Raw genomic sequence first — 21,299 nt, 5'->3', positions numbered from 1 at the left:
CCGGCCACACATGTCCAACCAGAAGGAAAGCATCATCAAAGACGCCATCCAGATCCTTACACGTATCGTAGCTTTTTCCGGATTTGATACTCCCTTTCGCTTTTAGGACGAGGGAGCGTGTACTGTTTTCATCACGTTCTCTACGAAAGCCGCAAACTGGCGTGCTTTTGCCGTTATCATCCGTCCGGCGGGAAAGACTGCCCACAGATCGATCGAAGGCAAAGACCAGGCATCAAGAACACGAACGATAGTGCCATCTTCGAGCTCTGGTACAAACATCCAGTCGGACGCGATGGTTAATCCCATATTTGCCAGAACAGCAGCCCTGAGGCCCTCGGCTGCACTAACCCTAAGTCGTCCGCTTACCGAAACCGATATCGCAGCGCCGTCTCGTAGGAACGACCATACAGTCGGCAGTTGGCTGTATATAATCGCTTCATGGTTCGGCAGATCTGCCGGAGAGTGGAGGGTCCCGGCCTGATTCAGGTAGGCAGGTGTGGCGAGGACCGAGCGTCGTCCCACTGCAATCTTCCGGGTGATTGCAGTGGAATCCGCAAGCGTCCCCATACGAAGGGAAATATCGACGCCTTCTGCCACGAGGTCGATCATCCGGTCATCAAGGAGAATTTCGACTGTCAGATGAGGATGTTCCTCCAGAAAGCGCGGCAATTCCGGAATGATATGTAGTCTTGCGAACGTTGTTGCCGCTGAAACCCGCAACCGTCCCGACAGGGCAGCTCCCGCTCCCTTGGCGGCAAGTTCCGCCTCATCTGTCTCCTGAATGGCGTTTCGTGCCCGGTCGTAAAAATTCTGCCCGGCTTCGGTCGGAGTCAGGCCATGTGTGGAGCGGATGAGAAGACTGACCTGAAGGTGCGCTTCAAGCTGCGCGATGGTCTTGGACACCGCTGGTTGCCCTACACCGAGATGTCGGGCGGCGGCTGAAAACGATCCTGTATCTACCACGCGTATGAACGTGGCCATTGCCTGATAACGATCCATGACATTCCTCCAGGGAATGACCTTTATCGCCTCAAGACATCTGCTCTGTCGAGCGCGGAAGAGGCATCTCTTGGGCACAAACTCCGGACAGGCCGGAGCGAAGACGGAAAAGAAATTGCCGAAGCCCTTCTTGAACGGATCATTTCCTACCCGTCTTCTACAAGCCAGGGAAGAATTGACGATGCTTGACATCTATGCTTTCGCGACGCCCAACAGCGTCAAGGTCACAATCGCACTGGAAGAACTGGACCTTCCTTACACGCTTCATGGCGTGAATATTCGCAAAAGGGAGCAGAAGACCCCGGAGTTTCTGGCCTTAAATCCCAATGGCAAGGTGCCCGTTCTCGTGGAAACGGATGAAGCGCGACGCATGTTCGTCTTAACGGAATCGGCGGCCATTCTTGTATTTCTTGCCGAGAAAACAGGCCAGCTTCTTCCGACTGGGGCTCAAGCCCGGACCCGGGTTTTCGAGCAGCTTTTCTTTCACGCCTCCGGTCTTAGCCCGGCTTTTGGACAGTCGGGGTTTTTCCAGAAATTTGCGGCATCGCCTGAGCCGATTGCTCTTGAGCGTTTCTCGACCGAAGCAAAACGCACGCTCCACGTACTCGATACAATTCTGGCAAAAAGCTGGTTTGTAGCAGGGGAAGAGTTCACCATCGCCGATATCGCTCATTTTGGCTGGCTGTGGCGTCGCAACTTTCCCAACATCACCCTCGACGACACACCCCACGTTGCTCGCTGGTATGCAGACATCGAGAGCCGGGGTGCCGTGCAACGCGGTATCGCCCGTATCGAAGCTCTTGTCCCCCAGGACTGAGATATATCCGTCAGGGCAGAGGCGCATATGGCTACACCCAAGACCCACGCACTCAATGCTCCGACTGACGACCATTCCGGCACGGAATGAGCAATAGTCCTTCTTCGTGTCATCCCAGGCCGTTCCAGCCAGTCTAACCTCGGACTTCCGCAAATTAAGGAAATAACCCATGTCCCTTCAGGCAAAACTTGATGCTTTCAAAGCCGACTTCGAAGCGGGGAAGCCGCCCTATCGCGTTCCGGCTTCAGTGATCGAGGTCATGCATCGTGCAACCGCTGAACTGGTCGCTTCAGGTGCAGCAGAGAATACGCTTAAGGCTGGTGACAAGGCTCCGTCGTTCACCCTGAACGATCCAGACGGTCATCCCTTGTCCAGCGCCGATCTGTTGGCCAAAGGCCCGCTGGTCATCAGCTTTTATCGCGGCGTGTGGTGCCCATACTGCAACATGGAGCTTCAGGCTCTTGAGGCCGCGCTTCCATCCTTCCGGGAATTCGGTGCTAATCTGATTGCCATCTCGCCGCAGACAGCCGTGAACAGTCGCAAGTCAGTCCGTCAGAACCATCTCGACTTCCCAATTCTTTCAGATACGCACAACGACGTTGCAGCAGCGTTCGGTCTGCGTTTCGCACTGCCGGACTATCTTGTAGAACTCTACAGCAACCTGAAAAACGATCTTCCGTCCTTCAACGGAGATGACAGCTGGACTCTGCCGATGCCTGGCCGTTTCGTCATCGGGCAGGACGGAGTGATCCTCTACGCCGAGGTTAATCCAGACTATACCCGCCGCCCGGAACCGCAAGACATGCTTCCGGCACTTCGGAAAGCAGCGCAGTCGTTCGCCAGCTGAGCATCGATGCTATGGCGGTCGGACACTTCTGGAGCAGGATCAGTCCGGTCGCCATCAAGCAAAAGTTTTCCTGCGTTGAAGCGAGGGAAGTGACACGTGATTCACTTTTACTATGGTCCCGGCCCGAACCCGGAAAAAATTGCCTTGTTTCTGGCTGAAACGGGAATGCCTTTTGAAGCCATTCCCGTCGATACCTATCGCGGCGCGCAGCATGATGCCGCATTCCGGACCATCAATCCCAATGGTAAAGTTCCTGCTCTTGTGGATACAGATGGTCCGCAGGGCAGCAGCGCAACGCTATTCGATTCCACGGCCATCCTTCTTTATCTGGCCGAAAAAACGGGACATTTTTTAGCTAGAGCGCAGGATCGTCCTGAACTTCTATCCTGGCTTATGTTCATTGCAACAGGCCTCGGACCCTTTTCGGGGCAGGCTGTGCACTTCCAGCATGCGGCGCCGGAAGGTCTGGATTATGCGACCACCCGATACCGCCGCGAAGCGGAACGACATTATCAGGTCCTGAATTCTCATCTGGAAGGCCGATCTTTCATTGTCGGTGATCGTTATACGATTGTGGACATGTCAGCATGGGGCTGGCTTGGTCGGGCAACACGGGTCATGAAAGACGAAGACAGACCGCTGGAACGCTGGCCCAATCTTGCTCGTTTCATGCAGATGATGAACGCCCGTCCGGCAGTCGATCGTGCACATGCCATCATGAGCAGGCACACATTCAAAACCGTTATGGACGCCGATGCGCGTCAGGCCATGTACCCGACCAGTTTTTCCACTACCTCAAAAGAGAGAGTGTCATGAGCGGAACCTCAGAGTACGTACCCCCCAAAATCTGGACATGGACGACCCCGAGTGGCGGCAAGTTCGCCAGCACAAACCGCCCCACTGCGGGGGCTACCCATGAGCAGAAACTTCCGGTTGGCCGTCATCCCCTGCAGCTCTACTCTCTGGGCACACCTAACGGTGTAAAAGTCACGATCCTGCTTGAGGAACTCCTTGCTGCAGGACACACACAGGCCGAATATGACGCGTGGCTTATTTGCATTGGAGAAGGGGATCAGTTCGGATCTGGCTTTACGGAAATCAATCCGAATTCCAAAATTCCGGCCCTTGTCGACCATAGCGGTGACGAGCCTCTGGCAGTCTTTGAATCAGGTTCTATCCTTCTGTATCTGGCTGAGAAATTCGGCGCTTTCCTCCCGAAGGATATCGCTCACCGGACAGCCTGCCTGAACTGGCTTTTCTGGCAGGTTGGCAGCGCGCCTTACCTTGGCGGCGGCTTTGGGCATTTCTACGCCTATGCACCCGAGAAAATCGAGTATGCGATCAACCGTTTTGCCATGGAGGCCAAACGACAACTGGATGTGCTTGATCAGCGCTTGGCGGAAAGTCCGTTCATAGCCGGGCCGGAATATACGATTGCCGATATGGCCATTTTCCCGTGGTATGGAGGGGTTGTGGAAGGCTGGCTTTATAATGATGCGGCCACGTTCCTGAACGTACAGGACTATCCCCATCTCAAGGCATGGGCCGACCGACTTATGAAACGGCCTACCGTGCAGCGTGGACGGATGGTCAACCGAACGTCAGGAGAACTTTCCAGCCAGCTTCATGAACGTCATGACGCTTCTGATTTCGAGACTAAGACACAGGATCGGCTGGTCAGCAAAGATTAATCCCGAATTCGCACAACGGATTTTGGAAAATTTGGCTAAAAACCTTCTGATGAAGATTTGCGGCGACCACCGAGGCTGTATCGGTTTCCCGGATATGTGAAGATACCTTTCATGACAACCCGGCCCTTGACCCATGTACGACGTACCAGCTGGAGACAGGGTTCGTGCGGGGTAATGTCCAACAGGGCCTGAAGTTCAGGCGTAGGCGAGACGGCAAACACGACATGCTCGATCTCATCTGGGCCCGATATATGATACAGATGCCGATGTGGATGCGTCAGGGTAAAGTCTTGCTGAAGGTATTCTGGGGCGAATGCAGGAGAGACAAAACGTTCTTCCACCTGAAGGGGGATATCGTCTTCAAAATGCACGATTACCGAATGAAACAGCTTGCTGCCGGGTCGCATATCGAAGGAAAATGCCAGATTGACGTCGGCGCGGATGGCTTCCAGCGTAATAACACGGGCCGTATGGGCGTGGCCGGAGCTGAGAATATCGTCAGCAATGTCATGAAGCTCCAACAGATCTGCTTTCGGGGAAGGGGGGGCAACGAATGTTCCCACCCCCTGTGCCCGGATCACGATCCCTTCGGTCATCAGTTCCCGAAGAGCCCGATGGACCGTCATGCGTGAAACGCCGAGAAGATCAACCAGCTCGCTTTCTGAAGGAAGTCTCTGACCTTCTTCCCATTCTCCGCCCAGAATACGCTCGGTAATGTGGAGCTTGACCTGTTCGTACCGAGCGGGAGAGCGCTCCCGGGAGACGTCTATTTTCACGTCGCGGCTTGTCCTTCAGCTAAGAAGCGGCAATCCAAAAAAACATCCTGACGAAACTGTTATTTAGACAAGAAGTTGTATGGATAAGACTATAAGAATTTATACCACAGGAAGCGGTTTACCGTCAAAAATTCGCTGAATGGGCCTCCTGCCGCCGATCCAGTATGAAAGTTCGTGCGGCCCGGCAATATCCCACAGAAGCATGTCTGCGGCCCGTCCAATCGTGAGGGTGCCAGTGACGTTCTGAAGGCCCAAGGCCTGGGCGCCAATCCGCGTCACGGCCGAAAAGGTCTCTTCGGGTGTCATACGAAACAGGGTGCAGGCCATATTCATTATGCCTGTCAGACTTACACTTGGGGATGTGCCAGGGTTGCAATCTGTGGCAAGACCCATTGGAACATTATGCTTTCGGAACAGATTGATGGGAGGCATTTGTGTTTCACGAATGAAATAGAAGGCTCCCGGAAGCAACATGGCTACCGTGCCCGCATCAGCAAGCTCAATAACATCGTCTTCCACGACGTATTCCAGATGGTCGGTCGAAAGAGCGCCGTAACGTGCAGCCAGTCTGGTTCCACCAGTGTTGGAGAGCTGCTCGGAATGCAGACGGACAGGAATTTTAAACGCAGATGCGGCAATAAAGAGCCTTTCAATCTGATCAGTGGTGAATGCAATATTTTCGCAGAAGCCATCAATACTGTCGATCAGCTTTTCTTCTGCGGCCTGCGGTAGAATATCTTTGATGAGATGCGAGACATAGTCGTCCTGCCGGTCCTTGAACTCTGGCGGAAGCGCGTGGGCGCCAAGAAAGGTTGTGTGAACCCGCACAGGCAAGGCTGCGCCAATGGCACAGGCAACCCGGAGTTGCTTGAGCTCGTCCTTTAGGGTCAGACCATATCCGGATTTCATTTCGATTGTGGTCGTGCCTTCAGCGATCATACGCAGAACGCGCTGCACAGTCATGTCAAACAATTCGTTCTCGGAGACAGTGCGCGTAGCGTTGACTGTCGAGAGAATACCACCACCTTTACGCGCAATTTCCGCATAGGAAACGCCTTTGAGGCGCTCCGCAAACTCCAGACTGCGATCTCCAGCATAAATGACATGGGTGTGAGCATCCACAAGACCTGGCGTCATCCAGAGGCCATGCCCTGAACAAATGTTGCGCGCCAGAGGCTGCGAAACCTCAGGAAGGGCCTTGGCCGCACCAATCCAACAAATTTTTCCATTTTCAATACCAATAGCAGCGTTGTGGATGCAGCCATAACCGTCCTTTTCCGACATGCGTGCCGGATCGGCAGTTGCAACATGAATGTCTGTCCAGAGCGTATCCCACATTCGCTTTCTTCCTTGCGGCATCAAATCCGTTGTTATGGTATATACAAGTCTTATAATTCCATTATCATCACGCAACCAACGGGAAAAGCAAAGACTTTCCGCACACCAAGGGAAGGAGCGTTGAAGTTATGGAACTGTTTGCTGAGCAGGCGCTTCTGCCGGACGGCTGGCACAGAAATGTGCGAATTTCCGTTGCTCCTGACGGACGATTTGACGCGATCACCCCAGATTTCGATGCGCCTGCCGGGATAGAGCGTAAAGCAGTTGTCGTTCCATCACAGTTAAGCCTTCATTCCCATGCGTTTCAGCGTGGCATGGCGGGGCTGGCGGAAAGCCGCCAGAATCCATCGGATACGTTCTGGACCTGGCGCCGGCTGATGTATCAGCTCGCACATCGTATCTCGCCTGAGCAGATGCAGGATATCGCAAGTTACCTGTATATGGAAATGCTGACAGCAGGATATACGCAGGTCGCGGAATTTCATTATCTGCATCATGCACAGGGTGGCGCATCCTATGGGCAGGTGGCGGAAATGTCTTTGCGGTTAGGCGGGGCGGCGCATGCGGTTGGGATTGGCCTGATGCTTTTGCCGACGCTTTACGAGCGCGGCGGCTTTGATGGTCGTCCTTTACAGGAGGCACAGGAGCGTTTCGCGACGACGCCTGAACTCATTGAGAAGATCATCAGCGAGACCCGGTCGGCTTGGTCGGAAACGTCGCTACTTTCTGTAGGGCTGGGACTGCATTCGCTGCGTGCGGTTGATCTGAAGACGGTTGCAGATCTTCTGTCTGCGCAGACAGGGCCGGTACATATTCATGTCGCCGAGCAACAGAAGGAAGTGGAGGAATGCATTGCCGCCGTCGGCGCGCGGCCTGTGGAATATCTTTTGTCTCAGGCGGATGTGGGTGAGCGGTGGTGCCTCGTTCATGCGACCCATTTGTCATCTTCCGAAGTTGTGGATATGGCGCGTTCCGGAGCTGTGGCGGGGCTCTGTCCGATTACGGAAGCTAATCTGGGAGACGGCCTGTTCCCGCTGGCACCTTATATTAATGCGAGAGGCCGTTTCGGAATCGGGAGCGACAGCAATGTGCTGATCAGCCCCTGGGAAGAGTTGCGTACTCTGGAATACGGTCAGAGACTTTTTACGCAGACGCGATGCGCGGCTCTCCCGACGAAGGCGCTGGGATCTACGGGTGGATGGCTATATCGGCAAGCGCTGGATGGCGGGCGTCGTGCCTGTGGGTTGGAGTCCTGGGGGCTGGTTGTCGGAGCGCGGGCTGATCTCTGCGTGTTGGACGAGGACCTGCTGCCACTGCCAGACCTTCAGGGTGATGCTGTTCTTGACGCGGCTATTTTCGGATCGCGTCAACCTCCCGTGAAGGATGTGCTGTGCGCTGGCCAATGGCAGGTTCGCAATGGCCGACACTTAAAACAGGAAATAGTGACGACTGCCTTCAGGCGCACCGTACGTACCCTTCTCGATCTCTGATCTTACAAGGAAATCCTGATCATGACGGATATTTTTTCCTTTATTCGCGGCACGATGCCCGTATTGGTGACGCTCCCTCATTCCGGCTCCCATCTGGCGCCCGGTATGGAAAGGCGCATGACTGCGCAAGGACGTCAGTTGCCTGATACCGACTGGTATATGGAACATCTCTATGCGGGCGCGCTATCGAAAGGCATGGGCGTGCTGAAAGCCAATCATTCCCGTTATGTGGTGGATCTGAACCGCGGCGCAGATGATGCGGCGCTTTATCCAGGGCGCCCCAGCACAGGGCTTGTGCCATCACTGACATTTGACGGGCAGCCCATTTATCGGGCTGGGCAGGAGCCTAACGAAAGCGAGATCGCCGAGCGTCGGGAGACTTACTGGCGCCCTTATCATGAGGCTGTTGCAGGAGAGCTTGAGAGATTGCGCCAGAAATGGGGGTGGGCAGTTCTGTGGGATGGGCATTCCATCAAGTCAGTTATTCCCCGGCTGTTTGAAGGTGTCCTGCCGGACCTCAATCTGGGAACAAACAACGGGCAGTCCTGTGATGGAGATCTGCAAACGCTGCTCGGCGCCCAGCTGGAAGCAAGCGTGGCCTTCAGTCATGTCGTCAACGGTCGCTTCAAAGGCGGATATACGACGCGGCACTACGGGCAGCCCGAGCGTGGAATCCATGCCATCCAGCTTGAAATTGCACAATCCACTTATCTGCGGAGCGAAGAAACGCCCTGGCCGATCGACCTGCAAAAAGCGACGCGTTTGTCCCGGATGATCGACAGTCTTCTTGAAACCGCACTGTGCTGGCGGCCGAAGGCAGCAAGCTCGCGAAAATAAATCCTGATATCATTTCATAAATGCATTGACAATTTCGCGATGCGATCTGACTATTGGTATATACAAGTTCATACAGGATGAAGCCCATGAGTGATCCCGGCAACCGCCTTTCGAATGATCGTGTCATCCGCGCCCCGATTGGCCCTGAACGCTCGGCAAAGAGCTGGCAGACGGAAGCGGCACTCAGAATGCTGATGAATAATCTGGATCCCGAGGTCGCGGAAAAGCCATCCGAACTCGTCGTTTATGGCGGTATCGGCCGAGCTGCCCGAAACTGGGACTGTTACGACAGAATTGTCGAGGCGCTGCGCGATCTGGAAGACGATCAGACGCTTCTGGTGCAGTCAGGTAAACCGGTTGGCGTGTTCCGGACGCATGCGGATGCGCCGCGTGTGCTGATCGCGAACTCGAATCTTGTGCCGCATTGGGCCACCTGGGAGAAGTTCAACGAACTCGATCGGGCCGGGCTCATGATGTACGGGCAGATGACGGCGGGGTCGTGGATCTATATCGGCTCGCAGGGCATCGTTCAGGGGACATACGAGACTTTCGTGGAAATGGGACGCCAGTATTATGGCGGCAGCCTGAAAGGGCGCTGGATTCTGACGGGTGGTCTTGGCGGCATGAGTGGTGCGCAGCCTCTGGCGGCTGTCATGGCCGGTGCGTCCATGCTGGCGGTTGAATGCGAGCCGTCCCGTATCCGCAAGCGTCTGGAGACGGGATATCTGGATCGTCAGGTCGACACGCTCGATGAGGCTCTGAAGATCATTCAGGATGCCTGTGCGAAGGGTGAGGCGGTTTCCGTGGGGCTTCTTGGAAATGCCGCGGAAGTCTTCCCCGAACTGGTGCGGCGCGGCATTCGTCCGGATGGCGTGACGGATCAGACCTCCGCGCATGATCCGCTGAACGGCTATCTGCCTGCGGGATGGTCGATGGAACAGGCCGAGAAAATGCGGATCACCAATCCGGCAGCGGTCGAGAAGGCAGCACGGGAGTCCATGCGGCTTCAGGTTGAGGCCATGGTGGCATTCCACCGGCAGGGTATTCCAACCTTCGATTACGGCAACAACATCCGCCAGATGGCTTTTGATGAGGGCCTGGAAGACGCCTTCGCCTTTCCGGGCTTCGTTCCGGCCTATATCCGCCCGCTGTTCTGTCGGGGTATCGGTCCGTTCCGCTGGGCTGCGCTTTCGGGCGATCCAGAGGATATTTTCAAGACGGACCAGAAAGTCAAAGAGCTGCTACCAGACGACAGGCATCTTCATAACTGGCTCGATATGGCGCGGGAAAAAATCCACTTTCAGGGACTGCCTTCGCGTATCTGCTGGGTTGGCCTAGGGGACCGTCACCGCCTCGGGCTGGCGTTCAACGAAATGGTTGCCAGTGGTGAACTCAAGGGCCCGATCGTGATCGGCCGTGATCATCTGGACAGTGGTTCGGTGGCCAGTCCGAACCGTGAGACCGAGAGCATGCGCGACGGATCGGATGCCGTATCCGATTGGCCACTGCTGAATGCGCTTCTGAATACGGCATCGGGCGCGACCTGGGTGTCGCTGCATCATGGCGGCGGCGTCGGTATGGGCTTCTCCCAGCATTCCGGCATGGTGATCGTGGCGGATGGTACACCCGATGCGACGCGGCGTCTGGAGCGGGTGTTGTGGAACGACCCGGCTACGGGGGTCATGCGACATGCGGATGCCGGTTACGATATTGCAACAGATTGCGCCCGCGAGAAGGGCCTCGACCTTCCCATGATCACGCGCGGAGCCTGAGACCATCATGACGACCAGCATTTTTACACTCACCCCCGGCAAGATTGCACTCAACAACCTACGGGATTTCTATTTCGGCCAGATGGATGTCCACCTTAACGATGCGACCTTCGAGGTTCTGCAACGTGCAGCGGAATCCGTGGAGCGTATCGTCGGGCGTGGCGAGCCGGTTTATGGGGTGAATACCGGTTTCGGAAAACTCGCAAAAACCCGCATTCCCGATGACCGCCTGCGGGATTTACAGCGCAATCTGGTGCTGAGCCATGCTGCAGGGATCGGCCAGCCGATGCCGGAGCGTGTGGTCCGGCTCATCCTGCTGCTCAAGGCCAATGGACTGGCGCGCGGCTATTCGGGTGTGCGTCCGCAGATCGTGCAGCTTCTGCTGGACATGCTGAACCGGGGGGTTGTGCCTGTCATTCCGGAAAAGGGATCGGTCGGGGCTTCGGGCGATCTGGCTCCGCTGGCGCATATGTCGGCCGTAGTGATCGGCGAGGGTGAGGCATTTTATGAGGGGCAGCGCCTGAAGGGTGACGAGGCCCTGAAAGCTGCCGGACTTGAACCTCTGGTTCTGGGAGCCAAGGAAGGTCTGGCTCTTCTGAATGGCACGCAGGCCTCTACGGCGCTGGCAATTGCAGCACTTCTGGATGCCGAGCGTCTGTTTCACGCGGCTCTCATTACAGGCGGCCTGACGCTTGATGCGGCGCGCGGCACGGATGCGCCGTTCGATCCACGTTTGCATGAACTGCGCGGACAGAGGGGACAGATCGAGTGCGCCGCGGTTTATCGTTCGCTGATGCAAGGCTCTGCCATCCGCGCGTCGCATCTTGAAGATGACGAGCGCGTTCAGGACCCATACTGCCTGCGGTGTCAGCCCCAGGTCATGGGAGCGTGTCTGGACAATCTGCGTCAGGCGGCGCGGGTTCTGGTGATCGAGGCGAATGCGGTTTCGGACAATCCGATCCACTTCCCGGATACGGACGAAATGATTTCGGGTGGTAATTTCCATGCCGAGCCTGTGGCCATAGTTGCGGATCTCATGGCGATTGCCGTGTCCGAAGTGGGCGCGATTGCAGAGCGGCGTCTGGCGCTGCTGGTCGATGCGCAGATGAGTGGCCTTCCGCCATTTCTGGTGCAGGACAGCGGGTTGAATTCGGGCTTCATGATCGCACAGGTCACGGCTGCGGCTCTGGCGTCCGAAAACAAGACTCTGGCCCATCCGGCGAGCGTGGACAGTCTGCCGACGTCGGCCAATCAGGAGGATCACGTCTCCATGGCGACGTTTGCCGCGCGTCGTGTCGGCGATATCGTGGATAATGTCCGGACGATCATTGCGGTTGAATATCTGGCGGCCGTACAGGGGCTTGATTTCCTGGCCCCCCTTGAAACATCTTCGCCACTGCTTGCCGTCGCGAAGACATTGCGGAAAGCTGTGCCTTTCTTTGCGCAGGACCGCCTGTTTACGCCGGATATGGAAGCGGCCCGTACGCTTATTATCGACGGCGCTCTGAAAGACTGTGTCGGGTCGGGTGTCCCCCTGCCTGTTTTTGAAGACTGATCAGATCGGGAGAATAGCGGGGATGAACCATCATGGCATCGCGGCGCTGCATCGTCGGGCTGATAGGGTTCTTCCCCGTATTTTTTGTGATTATGTAAATGGCGGTTCTCATTCGGAGCGTACCGTCCGCGCCAATCGTCTGGCCTTTGACCGCTGGGCGGTTGTTCCGAAATGTCTGGTTGATGTTTCAGCCTGCGATCTGTCCACGCCTTTTCTGGGAAGCACGCACCGGCTTCCCTTCATGTTTGCACCGCTGGGATTTGGCGGCCTCATGTGTCCGGACGGTGAACTCCGGGCTGCACGGGTCGCGGCTTCGGCGGGTTTGCCGATGGCAGTGTCCACATTCGCCATCCAGTCGCTGGAGACGCTCTCCCGGGTGCCGGGGGTAACGCTCGCGGCACAGATTTATGTCTTTCGCGACCGGGGGATTACCCGCGACATGCTGCGTCGGGCGGAGGACTGCGGCATCCGGACCATCATCCTGACGGTTGATACGCCGATCACGCCGCTCCGGCTGCGCGACGTCCGCAATGGTTTTCGCAATCTGACGCGTCCGTCCCTGCGGCATATCCTGTCCATGGCCACGCATCCGCGCTGGACAGCGGGGATGCTGAGGAACGGGATGCCGAAAATCGGCAATCTGGCGCCCTACGGCATGGGAAACACGCTGATGGAACAGGCAAGAAATGCGGCGTCCCAGATTGATCCAACCCTGACCTGGAAGGATCTAGAGTGGCTGCGGTCTGTCTGGCCGGGGCATCTTGCTGTCAAGGGAATCATGGATGCGGGCGATGCGCTGGCCTGTCAGAAAGCGGGCGCGCAGACCGTCATCATCTCCAATCATGGGGGGCGGCAGATGGACCCGGCCCCGTCATCGCTTTCCGTCCTGCCGGACATTGCCGAAGCCCTGAAGGGCGAGACCGAGATCATTCTTGATGGGGGTGTCCGCTGGGGCGGGGATGTTGTCATCGCTTTGGCGCTGGGTGCTCAGGCCGTAGGGATCGGGCGTCCCTGGGCCTGGGCGCTGGCCGCCGGTGGCGAGAAAGGGATTAACAGTCTGGTAAGCGGATTAGGCGATGAGATCCGCGATATCCTGCGTCTGGGCGGGATGGTCGATCTTGCGTCGCTTCGGTCTCAGGGCAGGGCGATGCTTCGGCCTGTCAGCTGATACCGTATGCGATCTGACCCGGTTTCAGGATGCTGAGTTCAAAGGAGGCTTCGTCGAGAAGCATGTCGCCAGGCGCAAGCGTGTAGTGCCGACCGCCTCTCATGACGTCCCATTGCCCTTCTACGGGCATAAAACCTAACAGGATATTTGAAGGAAGCGTATCCTGTGTGATGCTAATCAGGTTTGGACCTGATCTGTCACAAGAGCGCATCAGATTCAAAACATTGACGGAACCATTCAGAGGCGTGCCAGTCAGCGGAAGGTCGCCGCTGAACTGAAGAAGATCACCGGGCTGATTCAGTAGAAGGGGGAGGGCGCCTGTTGGGGGAAGAAGCCGAACACCATCTCCCGTCAGAAGTCCCATCTGTCTGAACAGACCCGGAAAGCTGGAGAATGGTGCAGCCCGGCTTATGGTGGCGACGCTAAGACGCCATTCAGGCTGTTCAATCAGCAGTCGGGTCGTGCCCGCGCCGTTCTTCCAGAGTGTACAGGGAACGCTGTTCAGACGGATATGACGGAGGGTCATGGGGCGTCTGCGGGAACGAGTTTTCCAGGGTTGAGAATATTCTTCGGGTCCAGAGCGGTTTTAATGGCGCGCATGACGGAGAGGGTTGCGGGGTCGTGTTCTTCTGTCATGAAGAGCTGTTTTGCGAGGCCGATCCCATGTTCGCCACTTGCAGAACCCCCGAGCGAGAGGGCGCGACGGATGATTTTATGATCCAGTTCGAGAGCACGTCTTTCCGCATCCACGTCATTGGGCGGGATCAGAATGACCGTGTGAAAATTACCGTCGCCGACATGGCCGACAATGGGAGCCAGCAGGCCGGAAGCATCAATATCGGCTCTGGCGCCGGTCATGAGTTCTGTCAGCGCAGCAATGGGGACGATGGCGTCGGTCGTGATACCTCGGTAACCGGGGCGATAAGCCATGCAGGCCCAGAAAGCATCATGGCGTGCTTTCCAGAGAATGTTACGCTCTTCGGTGGCGGTGGCCCAACGGAAAGACTGTCCACCCTGTCCTTCCACGAGATCGCGCAGCACAGTTTCCTGTTCCGCAACACTGGCGGGCGAACCTGTCAGTTCGAAGAACATTGTGGGGAGGGCTTCATAGCCATCAAGATGGGAATACTGAATGCAGGCATCCATCTGGACATCGTCGAGCAGTTCCATCCGTCCGACCGTCAGACCGCACTGGATAACAAGAACGGCCGTCTCCACAGCGCTGGCCAGTGTTGGAAACTGGCAGACCGCAGCGCCCACGGCCTCGGGGATGGGATGGAGTTGCGCCTGCACTTCCGTAATCACGGCCAGTGTGCCTTCCGAGCCGATCAGTAGCCCTGTCAGATCATAGCCTGTAGCGGCTTTGCGGACGGCGCCTCCCGTGCGAAGGATGCGTCCGTCGGCTAGAACAGCCGTCAAACCCAGAACATTCGCACGCATGGTGCCATACCGCATGGCACCGGTGCCGGACGCCCGGGTGGCGCACATTCCGCCAAAGGTTGCCTCTCCGCCGGGATCGACCGGGAAGAAAAGGCCTTGTGTTCGCAGATGGAGGTTCAGATCCTGCCGCGTCACACCCGCCTGAACACGACATGTCAGGTTTTCCGGTGAGACATCAAGAATGTCTATCATCATCGACAGATCGAGGCTGATGCACTCCGGAACAGGAGTAAGCTGTCCTTCAAGGGACGTTCCGCCGCCGAAGGGAATGACGGGAACATTCTCCTCATGACAAATTTTCAGAGCGTCGGACACGTCCTGTGTGGTGCAGGCAAACAGAACATAAGCCGGCAGGAGGGTCTGATCCGGGTGACGCCACCCTTCGCCATGAGCATGATGCGCCCGGACTGTCGCGTTGGCCGTCAGGCGATCTCCGAAAAGAGGAGCGAGACGCCGGGCGGCGCGTTCGGCGGCGGAAGAACCGGTCATGGCGCTTTCCTTTTCAAACTGTGGGAGAATTGAGGGGCTGGCGGACATGGTCGAAGGCCTGCAGGAAAGCATGACTATCTTCGGAGCGCGCAATGCTGACCCGGATCCAGCTTTCGTAGCCTTTCTCCTTCCAGGGTTTGACGATAACCCCGTGTTCGAGCAGGCGTTCAGCCAAGTCTAAAGCAGATTCTCGTGCGTCGAAGAACAAGAAGTTAGCGAAGGACTGCGCGACGAAATAGCCGCGATTTTCCAAAGCTGATTTCAGGACACGACCTTCGATCAGGGTTGCGTCCACCGTCCTGAGCATGTGGTCTTGGTCGAGCAGGCTCAACCGGGCCATTTCCAGCGCTGCACCGTTGCTATTGAACGGATCGCGGACCCGCGTCATGACGGCGGTAAGTCCGGCATCCGATGTGAGGGCATAACCGACCCGCAGCCCGGCCAGACCGTAAGCCTTCGAGAAGGTTCTCAGAACCATCCAAGGGCGGGACTGTTTTTCGAGAATGGACAGACTGTCGGCATAATCTTGACTGAAACGTGCATATTCCCAGTAGGCTTCGTCAATGACGATCAACGTGTCTTTCGGACAGGCATTGATCAGTGTCTGCATGGCATCGCCTGTCATCATGCACCCGACGGGATTGGAAGGGTTCGAGAACATTAGGACTTTGAGGGGAGCAGATGTCACAGCCTCATACAGAGCAGGAAGATCGAAACGGGCGTCTGGCGTCATTGGGATCGCCTCTGCCTGGGCTCCCATCATCTGCGGCCAGATCAGATGCAGCCCGAAGGAAGGTAGAACCGTAACGAGGCGATCTCCGGGGCCCAGGAACGCCTCGCAAATCATCCGAATGATCTGTTCAGATCCATTTCCGATAACGATCCGATCCGTGTCGATCCCGGTCTGACGAGACAGCTCTCCACGAAGCGCCTCGGCTGACGCATCCGGATAGCGGAACAGGCTGGAAGCAATTTCTTTCCAATGGTCCAGAGCAAATGGAGATGGGCCGTAAGGATTTTCGTTACTTCCCAGTTTGGTAACCTGAGAAATGCCGTATCTTTCCTTAACAGCACCTTCCGACAAGCCAGCATTATAGACAGGCAGTTGACGGACTTCAGCCCGAGCCAGGGAGAGGGGGGATATCCGGTGATCAGGAGTGACAGTCATGCAAAAGCTCCACGGAAGGAATGCGTTCCGACTTGTAAATACAACCATAGATTCTTTACGATATCCAGAGCTCCAAAGAGGTATGAGGATATTTTTCCAATCTTTTGTACGGCACTTCAAACAGACTGGAATGGAGAAGGATCAGGCTGGATAGGCAAAGGATAAGGTATTGATTAAATGAGGTTTTACAGAAGATTTCATAGGATATTCTTGTTTGTTAAAATGGCATCCATGACGTTGCAAACGCCAAAAAACCAATTCGATATCAGAATAGACATAGACAACCGTTTTTTGTAATGACATGGTTTATCCCGGAAAGGCAAAATGCCTCTCAGTTTCCTCTGTAGCCTGTCAGCGGCTGATGGTGTCTCCTCAACGACTGCTTTGGGAAAGTGCGGGAATATGGTACCGAAAAATAACGTTTCATTATCAAATCAGAGTACCTGTTGTTTTCCCGCTTCAGGAATCGGATTTACATCGGACACAAAACGAAAGGGAGCATCTTCCTTTCTTGTCTGGATACTCGCAACGACTGCGTTTTCCTGCTACTCAGCTCAGGCTGCAGATCCCAAAAAGCAGACCCGTTCTGTTACCCATCATGCAGCAGGCACGACACCCCCAGCGAGTTCCATCCGCCCAAAAGCTATACGGCCCCGCCGCGCCACAGCCCACGAAGCGCTGGAAAGCGAGAATATGCAGGTGACGGCCCGTCATGTGCCCCGTGGTGCCGTCACAACGGTATCAGCGGCAGTATTGGCAGACGCTGTACCTGGGACCAACCCACTCAAGATCCTGGCACGTCAGCCAGGCGTGATGTTCCAGTCCGATGATCCGCAGGGTGTGGATACCTGGTCTACCCAGTTTTACATGCACGGCTTTCTACAAAATCAGATCGGCATGACACTGGATGGCATCCCACTGGGCGATCAGGAATTTCACACGTTCAATGGTCTAAACGCCGTCAATGCGATCTCGGCCGAAAATGTTGGACGCCTGGATGTTTCCATGGGAGCCGGAGCTGAATCCGTCGCCAGCACTAGTAATCTGGGGGGCGCTGTCGAATATATTTCTTCCGACCCCAAGCACAAAGCTGGCGGTCTTGCGTCACAGACATTTGGCTCAAATAGCGGTTTTCATACGTTTTTGCGGATGGACAGTGGTGACCTGAACAAGAGCGGTACGCGATTTTACATCTCCTACATGCGTAACGCGCAGGATAAATGGAAAGGTGGTGGCGACCAGTTTGGTCAGCAGGTTAATGCAAAATTCGTTCAACCTATTGGTGAGCGCAGCAGTATTTCGTCTTTCTTCGATTATAACCTGACACAGAGTTACCTGTATCAGGACATGTCCTTTGATATGCTGAAGAATGGCGGATACAGGATCGATAATTTCTACGGAACACCCAACGCCTACAGGAAAGCGTATTTGTCCGCGCTTTCGGCAAATGGTCTGCCGGGAGGGGCGTTGCCGCCGGGTTACTCAAAAATGTCCGATCCTTGGGATGCATCCTATTACGATGGTGCATTGGTCGAGCGTGACTATCTGGGGGGGCTGAAGGCCAATTTGGCTCTGACGGATCGTCTGCGCTGGGAAAGTGTCGTTTATGGGCACGGGCAGTATTTGCGCGGGACCTGGGCGAACCCTTATGTTTCATCCCCCAATGGAGCGCCGCTGATCGATCAGGCGACCGTAACTCACTCCCAACGTTTCGGTTTTACGTCTGCCCTTCATTACCAGATCGCACATAATGATATCAGCAGTGGCGTCTGGTACGAAAATTTTCATACGGACGTCGGGCGTTTTGCCTACGAGGAACCATTGCTTTCGGATGTGGAAGCCGGCAAGGCCAAACCTGTCAATTCAGTAGGAGAACTTCCCGATCCATACGCTACGTTATGGGGGCAGAACTTCAATTCGAACAGCTTTACGGCTTTTGTACAGGACACGTACCATGTCCTTCCCAATCTTTCCCTGCATTTTGGTTTCAAGTCACTTCTTCAGACGGTGAGGGGCGGACAATACGCCAACGACGAGAGCTATACGGGCGTTGGGCAGATTGCCAGTGGCAGCATCACGACAGCCCGGGCGTTCCTGCCGCATTTCAGTGGGGACTGGCATTTCCTGAAGCATCACGAGCTGTTTTTCGATATTGCTGAAAACGTAAAATCCTATCCTGTCCAGGCGTTCAAGGAAGGAGCCTCACCCTTTTCCGTCTCGCAGTCCGCATATAACCAAATGTTGCAGAATGGTGGCCTGAAGCCAGAAACGGACTGGAATTTTGCGGTCGGATATCGTTTCACGCACAAATATGCGTTGGCATCCGTTTATGCGTATAGGACGAACTTTCACAACCGCTTGCAGCAGGTGACGTCAGGATCGATCGTCAATCCGGTTTCCACGGTTGCAAATGTCGGCGGTGTGACCATGAATGGTGTAGATGCCGGACTCACAGTGATGCCCGTTAAGGGACTCTCGCTGTATAACAGTATCAGTTACAATCATGCGACCTATGACAATAACGTTACGGAAACCGGAACGACCTATCACATCAAAGGCCAGCAGATCGTTGCCTATCCGCGCTTCATGTACAAAGCCAGCCTGGCTTACGAGTGGCAGAATTTTTCAGCACATCTCGATACCCAGTTCCTCGGGACACGCAATTATAGCTATACAGGGGATATGAAAATTCCCTCTTACTGGATCGAAACGTTGGGTGCCCGGTATCGCTTCGGCAATCTTGGAAAATATTCCAAAAGCCTGAATTTTGTGCAGAACCTGACGTTCGAGTTCAACGTCTATAACCTGACGAATACGAAATATATTTCTACGATGGGAGAGACAGGAATTCCGATGTCCGGTGACTATCAGTCGTTTCTCGTTGGCGCGCCGCGCCAGTATTATGGCACGCTCAAGGCTGAATTCTGATGATAACACAGGGTCGCAGGGCTGAATTCAACCCGTCCGTCGAAGTCCATACGATCTACCGGATTCCGACGGAACACCGGCATGGACGTGTCCGCGACCTGTTTACGGTCTGGTTCAGTACGAACATGACGCTCCTGACCATCGTGACGGGGGCGTTAGGGCCAAAGATTTTTGATCTGTCCCTGATCTGGGCGATTGTGGCGGTTATAGCGGGTAATCTGGTCGGCGCGGTTTTCATGGCACTTCATGCCGCGCAGGGGCCAGTGCTCGGTGTGCCGCAGATGGTGCAGAGCCGGGGACAGTTTGGTGTCTGGGGTGCAGTGCCCATTATCGTTCTGGTCGTGCTGATGTATATCGGCTTTGCGGCCTCGAACTGTGTCGTAGGCGGCGAAGCGCTGGACGACGCACTCCCTTTGCTCGGGCGCATTCCCGCAGTTCTTCTGCTGGCGTTTATCAGTCTTGTCCCGTGTATTTTGGGATATGGTGCCATCCATGCCTGTTCAAAGGTCGTGACATGGCTGTCCGGAATTGCGGTCATGTACTGTCTGATCGTGGGGTTCTGGCATATGCCGGTCACACTTCTGACAGAAATGCACGGCTCGATCGCTGGTTTCTTCGGCATGTTTTCGATCTCGGCGCTCTGGCAGATCGCTTATGCGCCTTATGTTTCAGACTCTTCACGGTATCTGCCTGAAGATAGCCTGTCCGTCAGGAACACATTCTGGGCGAGTTATGGGGGCACGGTTCTGGGGACGATTTTGCCGATGGTTCTGGGGGCCTTTCTGGTTTTGCAGTGGCCCGGAGAGAGCGTTGTGCAGTCCTTGGAACATCTGGCGGGGGCGTGGGGGGCTCCGGTTCTGGTCGTTCTGTCCGTATCGATCGCTCTGGCCAATGCGATGAGTGTCTATTGCGGGGCACTGTCGAGTATCACGATCATTCAGACTTTTCTGCCCGAATGGCGCGCCGCATTAAGAAGCCGGGTGATACTGACATGCGCGCTGCTTGGATTATCTCTTTTCTTCGCACTGGGAATGGCGGACAGCTTCATGAAGTCCTATGCCGCTTTTCTGGATATACTCATGGCCGTCATGGTGCCGTGGACTGCGATCAATCTGTATGATTACTATGTTTTGCGTCATGGCGATTATGATGTTGAGTCGTTCTTTCAGAAAGACGGCGGCATATATGGTTATGTAAACTGGGCCGCTGTTGGAAGTTATGTTCTGGGTGTTCTGGTTGAAATCCCTTTTCTCAAGAATGAATTCTTTACTGGGTTTTTGGTTCCTTATGTTCACAAGGTGGACGTTTCCTGGCTGGTCAGTCTGATTGTGACCACTCTGTTTTATGCATTCGTATCTCGAAGGAGCAGCATCGGTGATGTCTCCCGCACGTCTTCCTGCTGATATGTCACGAGGCGGCTGGCGCCGATGGTGTCAGTTCGGTCTGCTTGTTGCCGGGGTCGCTGCGGGCGGACAGGACGCGTCTGCGCAGTCAGTTCAGCGTTATTCTGATCCGAAAGATGATTTTCCGATTTCGGCGGCTGTTCAGGTCCCGGCCGGATCAGCAACAGTTTATGTCTCAGGGCTGGGTCCCGCGGCGGACAGGATATCTGGCACCACGACCGCTGAGCAGATGCAAAGCGCATTGGATCAGATCTCGGCGGCACTGCAACATTACGGGATGACGTTTCAGGATATCGTGCAGATGCATGTCTATCTGGTCGCTGATCCACGGCTGGGACATATGGATTTCGACGGCATGATGCAGGCCTATCGGGCCCGGTTCCGAAGCGCTTTTCCTGCACGGACCGTCATTGAGGTTCCGCATCTGAGTAATCCTCACTGGCTTGTCGAGGTGGACGTGATTGCATCCAGAAGCGATGCAAAAAATAAAAAAATTCCTACGGAATGATGTTCTGGCGCGATTTTAAAATGTCGCCGGATCGTGGTTTTGACTTTGAATTTTCAGGCAATCAACAGGAGTA

Annotated in this window: 18 protein-coding genes; 12 read left to right on the top strand and 6 right to left on the bottom strand. The window is 55.4% G+C overall.

The features are described 5' to 3' along the window. Positions 1-102 precede the first annotated feature (102 nt). Complete coding sequence (locus ABDK74_RS02255; RefSeq protein WP_346002536.1) at positions 103-999, bottom strand: LysR family transcriptional regulator; 897 nt, start codon at positions 997-999, stop codon at positions 103-105. A gap of 181 nt (positions 1,000-1,180) precedes the next feature. Between ABDK74_RS02255 and ABDK74_RS02250 the strand changes: the two genes are divergently transcribed. The 4 genes from ABDK74_RS02250 to yghU all read left to right on the top strand — a co-directional run bounded on the left by ABDK74_RS02250 (position 1,181) and on the right by yghU (position 4,354). After that, a complete protein-coding gene (locus tag ABDK74_RS02250) occupies positions 1,181-1,816 on the top strand; it encodes a glutathione S-transferase N-terminal domain-containing protein (protein ID WP_346002535.1) in 636 nt (211 codons plus the stop codon). A 169-nt stretch (positions 1,817-1,985) separates the two neighbouring features. After that, the gene (locus ABDK74_RS02245) at positions 1,986-2,663 is read left to right on the top strand and encodes a peroxiredoxin-like family protein (protein ID WP_346002534.1); all 678 of its coding nucleotides are present in this window, start codon (positions 1,986-1,988) and stop codon (positions 2,661-2,663) included. A gap of 96 nt (positions 2,664-2,759) precedes the next feature. Next, a complete protein-coding gene (locus ABDK74_RS02240; protein WP_346002533.1) occupies positions 2,760-3,479 on the top strand; it encodes a glutathione S-transferase C-terminal domain-containing protein in 720 nt (239 codons plus the stop codon). Next, a complete protein-coding gene (gene yghU, locus ABDK74_RS02235; RefSeq protein WP_346002532.1) occupies positions 3,476-4,354 on the top strand; it encodes a glutathione-dependent disulfide-bond oxidoreductase in 879 nt (292 codons plus the stop codon). The genes ABDK74_RS02240 and yghU overlap by 4 nt, the downstream gene beginning before the upstream one ends. 35 nt (positions 4,355-4,389) lie before the next feature. On the opposite strand, the gene hutC is transcribed toward yghU, so the two are convergent. Together hutC and hutI are read right to left on the bottom strand one after the other, a co-directional pair. Continuing rightward, complete coding sequence (hutC, locus tag ABDK74_RS02230; RefSeq protein ID WP_346002531.1) at positions 4,390-5,130, bottom strand: histidine utilization repressor; 741 nt, start codon at positions 5,128-5,130, stop codon at positions 4,390-4,392. Between the two features lie 99 nt (positions 5,131-5,229). Then, positions 5,230-6,468 (bottom strand): imidazolonepropionase, encoded by a 1,239-nt coding sequence (gene hutI, locus ABDK74_RS02225; RefSeq protein ID WP_346002530.1) that lies wholly within the window; start codon positions 6,466-6,468, stop codon positions 5,230-5,232. Positions 6,469-6,596: 128 nt separating this feature from the next. On the opposite strand from hutI, the gene ABDK74_RS02220 reads away from it, so the two are divergent. The 5 genes from ABDK74_RS02220 to ABDK74_RS02200 all read left to right on the top strand — a co-directional run bounded on the left by ABDK74_RS02220 (position 6,597) and on the right by ABDK74_RS02200 (position 13,290). Continuing rightward, entirely contained in the window at positions 6,597-7,958 is a 1,362-nt protein-coding gene (locus ABDK74_RS02220; RefSeq protein WP_346002529.1) for a formimidoylglutamate deiminase, read from the top strand. A gap of 21 nt (positions 7,959-7,979) precedes the next feature. Continuing rightward, on the top strand, positions 7,980-8,795 hold the full coding sequence (hutG, locus tag ABDK74_RS02215; RefSeq protein ID WP_346002528.1) for an N-formylglutamate deformylase: 816 nt from the start codon (positions 7,980-7,982) through the stop codon (positions 8,793-8,795). A gap of 86 nt (positions 8,796-8,881) precedes the next feature. After that, complete coding sequence (hutU, locus tag ABDK74_RS02210) at positions 8,882-10,567, top strand: urocanate hydratase (protein ID WP_346002527.1); 1,686 nt, start codon at positions 8,882-8,884, stop codon at positions 10,565-10,567. A 7-nt stretch (positions 10,568-10,574) separates the two neighbouring features. Next, on the top strand, positions 10,575-12,122 hold the full coding sequence (gene hutH / locus ABDK74_RS02205; protein ID WP_346002526.1) for a histidine ammonia-lyase: 1,548 nt from the start codon (positions 10,575-10,577) through the stop codon (positions 12,120-12,122). A gap of 22 nt (positions 12,123-12,144) precedes the next feature. Further along, the gene (locus ABDK74_RS02200; RefSeq protein WP_346002525.1) at positions 12,145-13,290 is read left to right on the top strand and encodes an alpha-hydroxy acid oxidase; all 1,146 of its coding nucleotides are present in this window, start codon (positions 12,145-12,147) and stop codon (positions 13,288-13,290) included. Here ABDK74_RS02200 and ABDK74_RS02195 read toward each other — a convergent pair. The 3 genes from ABDK74_RS02195 to ABDK74_RS02185 are packed head-to-tail and all read right to left on the bottom strand — an operon-like array spanning position 13,283 to position 16,387. Next, positions 13,283-13,816: a HutD family protein gene (locus tag ABDK74_RS02195; RefSeq protein WP_346002524.1), complete on the bottom strand. Its 534-nt coding sequence runs from the start codon at positions 13,814-13,816 to the stop codon at positions 13,283-13,285. The two genes, ABDK74_RS02200 and ABDK74_RS02195, sit on opposite strands and share 8 nt — an antisense overlap. Next, complete coding sequence (locus ABDK74_RS02190) at positions 13,813-15,219, bottom strand: FAD-linked oxidase C-terminal domain-containing protein (RefSeq protein ID WP_346002523.1); 1,407 nt, start codon at positions 15,217-15,219, stop codon at positions 13,813-13,815. Before ABDK74_RS02190 ends, ABDK74_RS02195 begins: the two co-directional genes overlap by 4 nt. A gap of 13 nt (positions 15,220-15,232) precedes the next feature. Then, positions 15,233-16,387, bottom strand: a complete 1,155-nt coding sequence (locus ABDK74_RS02185) for a histidinol-phosphate transaminase (protein ID WP_346002522.1) — start codon at positions 16,385-16,387, stop codon at positions 15,233-15,235. 402 nt (positions 16,388-16,789) lie between these two features. On the opposite strand from ABDK74_RS02185, the gene ABDK74_RS02180 reads away from it, so the two are divergent. From ABDK74_RS02180 to ABDK74_RS02170, 3 genes are read left to right on the top strand one after another with little or no spacing between them, the layout of a single operon-like run. Further along, positions 16,790-19,315 carry a TonB-dependent receptor domain-containing protein gene (locus ABDK74_RS02180; RefSeq protein ID WP_408874453.1) on the top strand — a complete coding sequence of 842 codons (2,526 nt, stop codon included), beginning with the start codon at positions 16,790-16,792 and terminating at the stop codon, positions 19,313-19,315. After that, positions 19,315-20,718 (top strand): cytosine permease, encoded by a 1,404-nt coding sequence (locus ABDK74_RS02175; protein WP_346002520.1) that lies wholly within the window; start codon positions 19,315-19,317, stop codon positions 20,716-20,718. The genes ABDK74_RS02180 and ABDK74_RS02175 overlap by 1 nt, the downstream gene beginning before the upstream one ends. Next, on the top strand, positions 20,693-21,226 hold the full coding sequence (locus ABDK74_RS02170; protein WP_346004136.1) for a Rid family hydrolase: 534 nt from the start codon (positions 20,693-20,695) through the stop codon (positions 21,224-21,226). Before ABDK74_RS02175 ends, ABDK74_RS02170 begins: the two co-directional genes overlap by 26 nt. Positions 21,227-21,299: the final 73 nt, after the last annotated feature.

Origin of the sequence: Gluconobacter sp. OJB, assembly GCF_039638275.1 — a bacterium.
GTDB lineage: Bacteria > Pseudomonadota > Alphaproteobacteria > Acetobacterales > Acetobacteraceae > Gluconobacter > Gluconobacter cerevisiae.
This window is presented reverse-complemented; position numbering and strand designations above follow the sequence as displayed.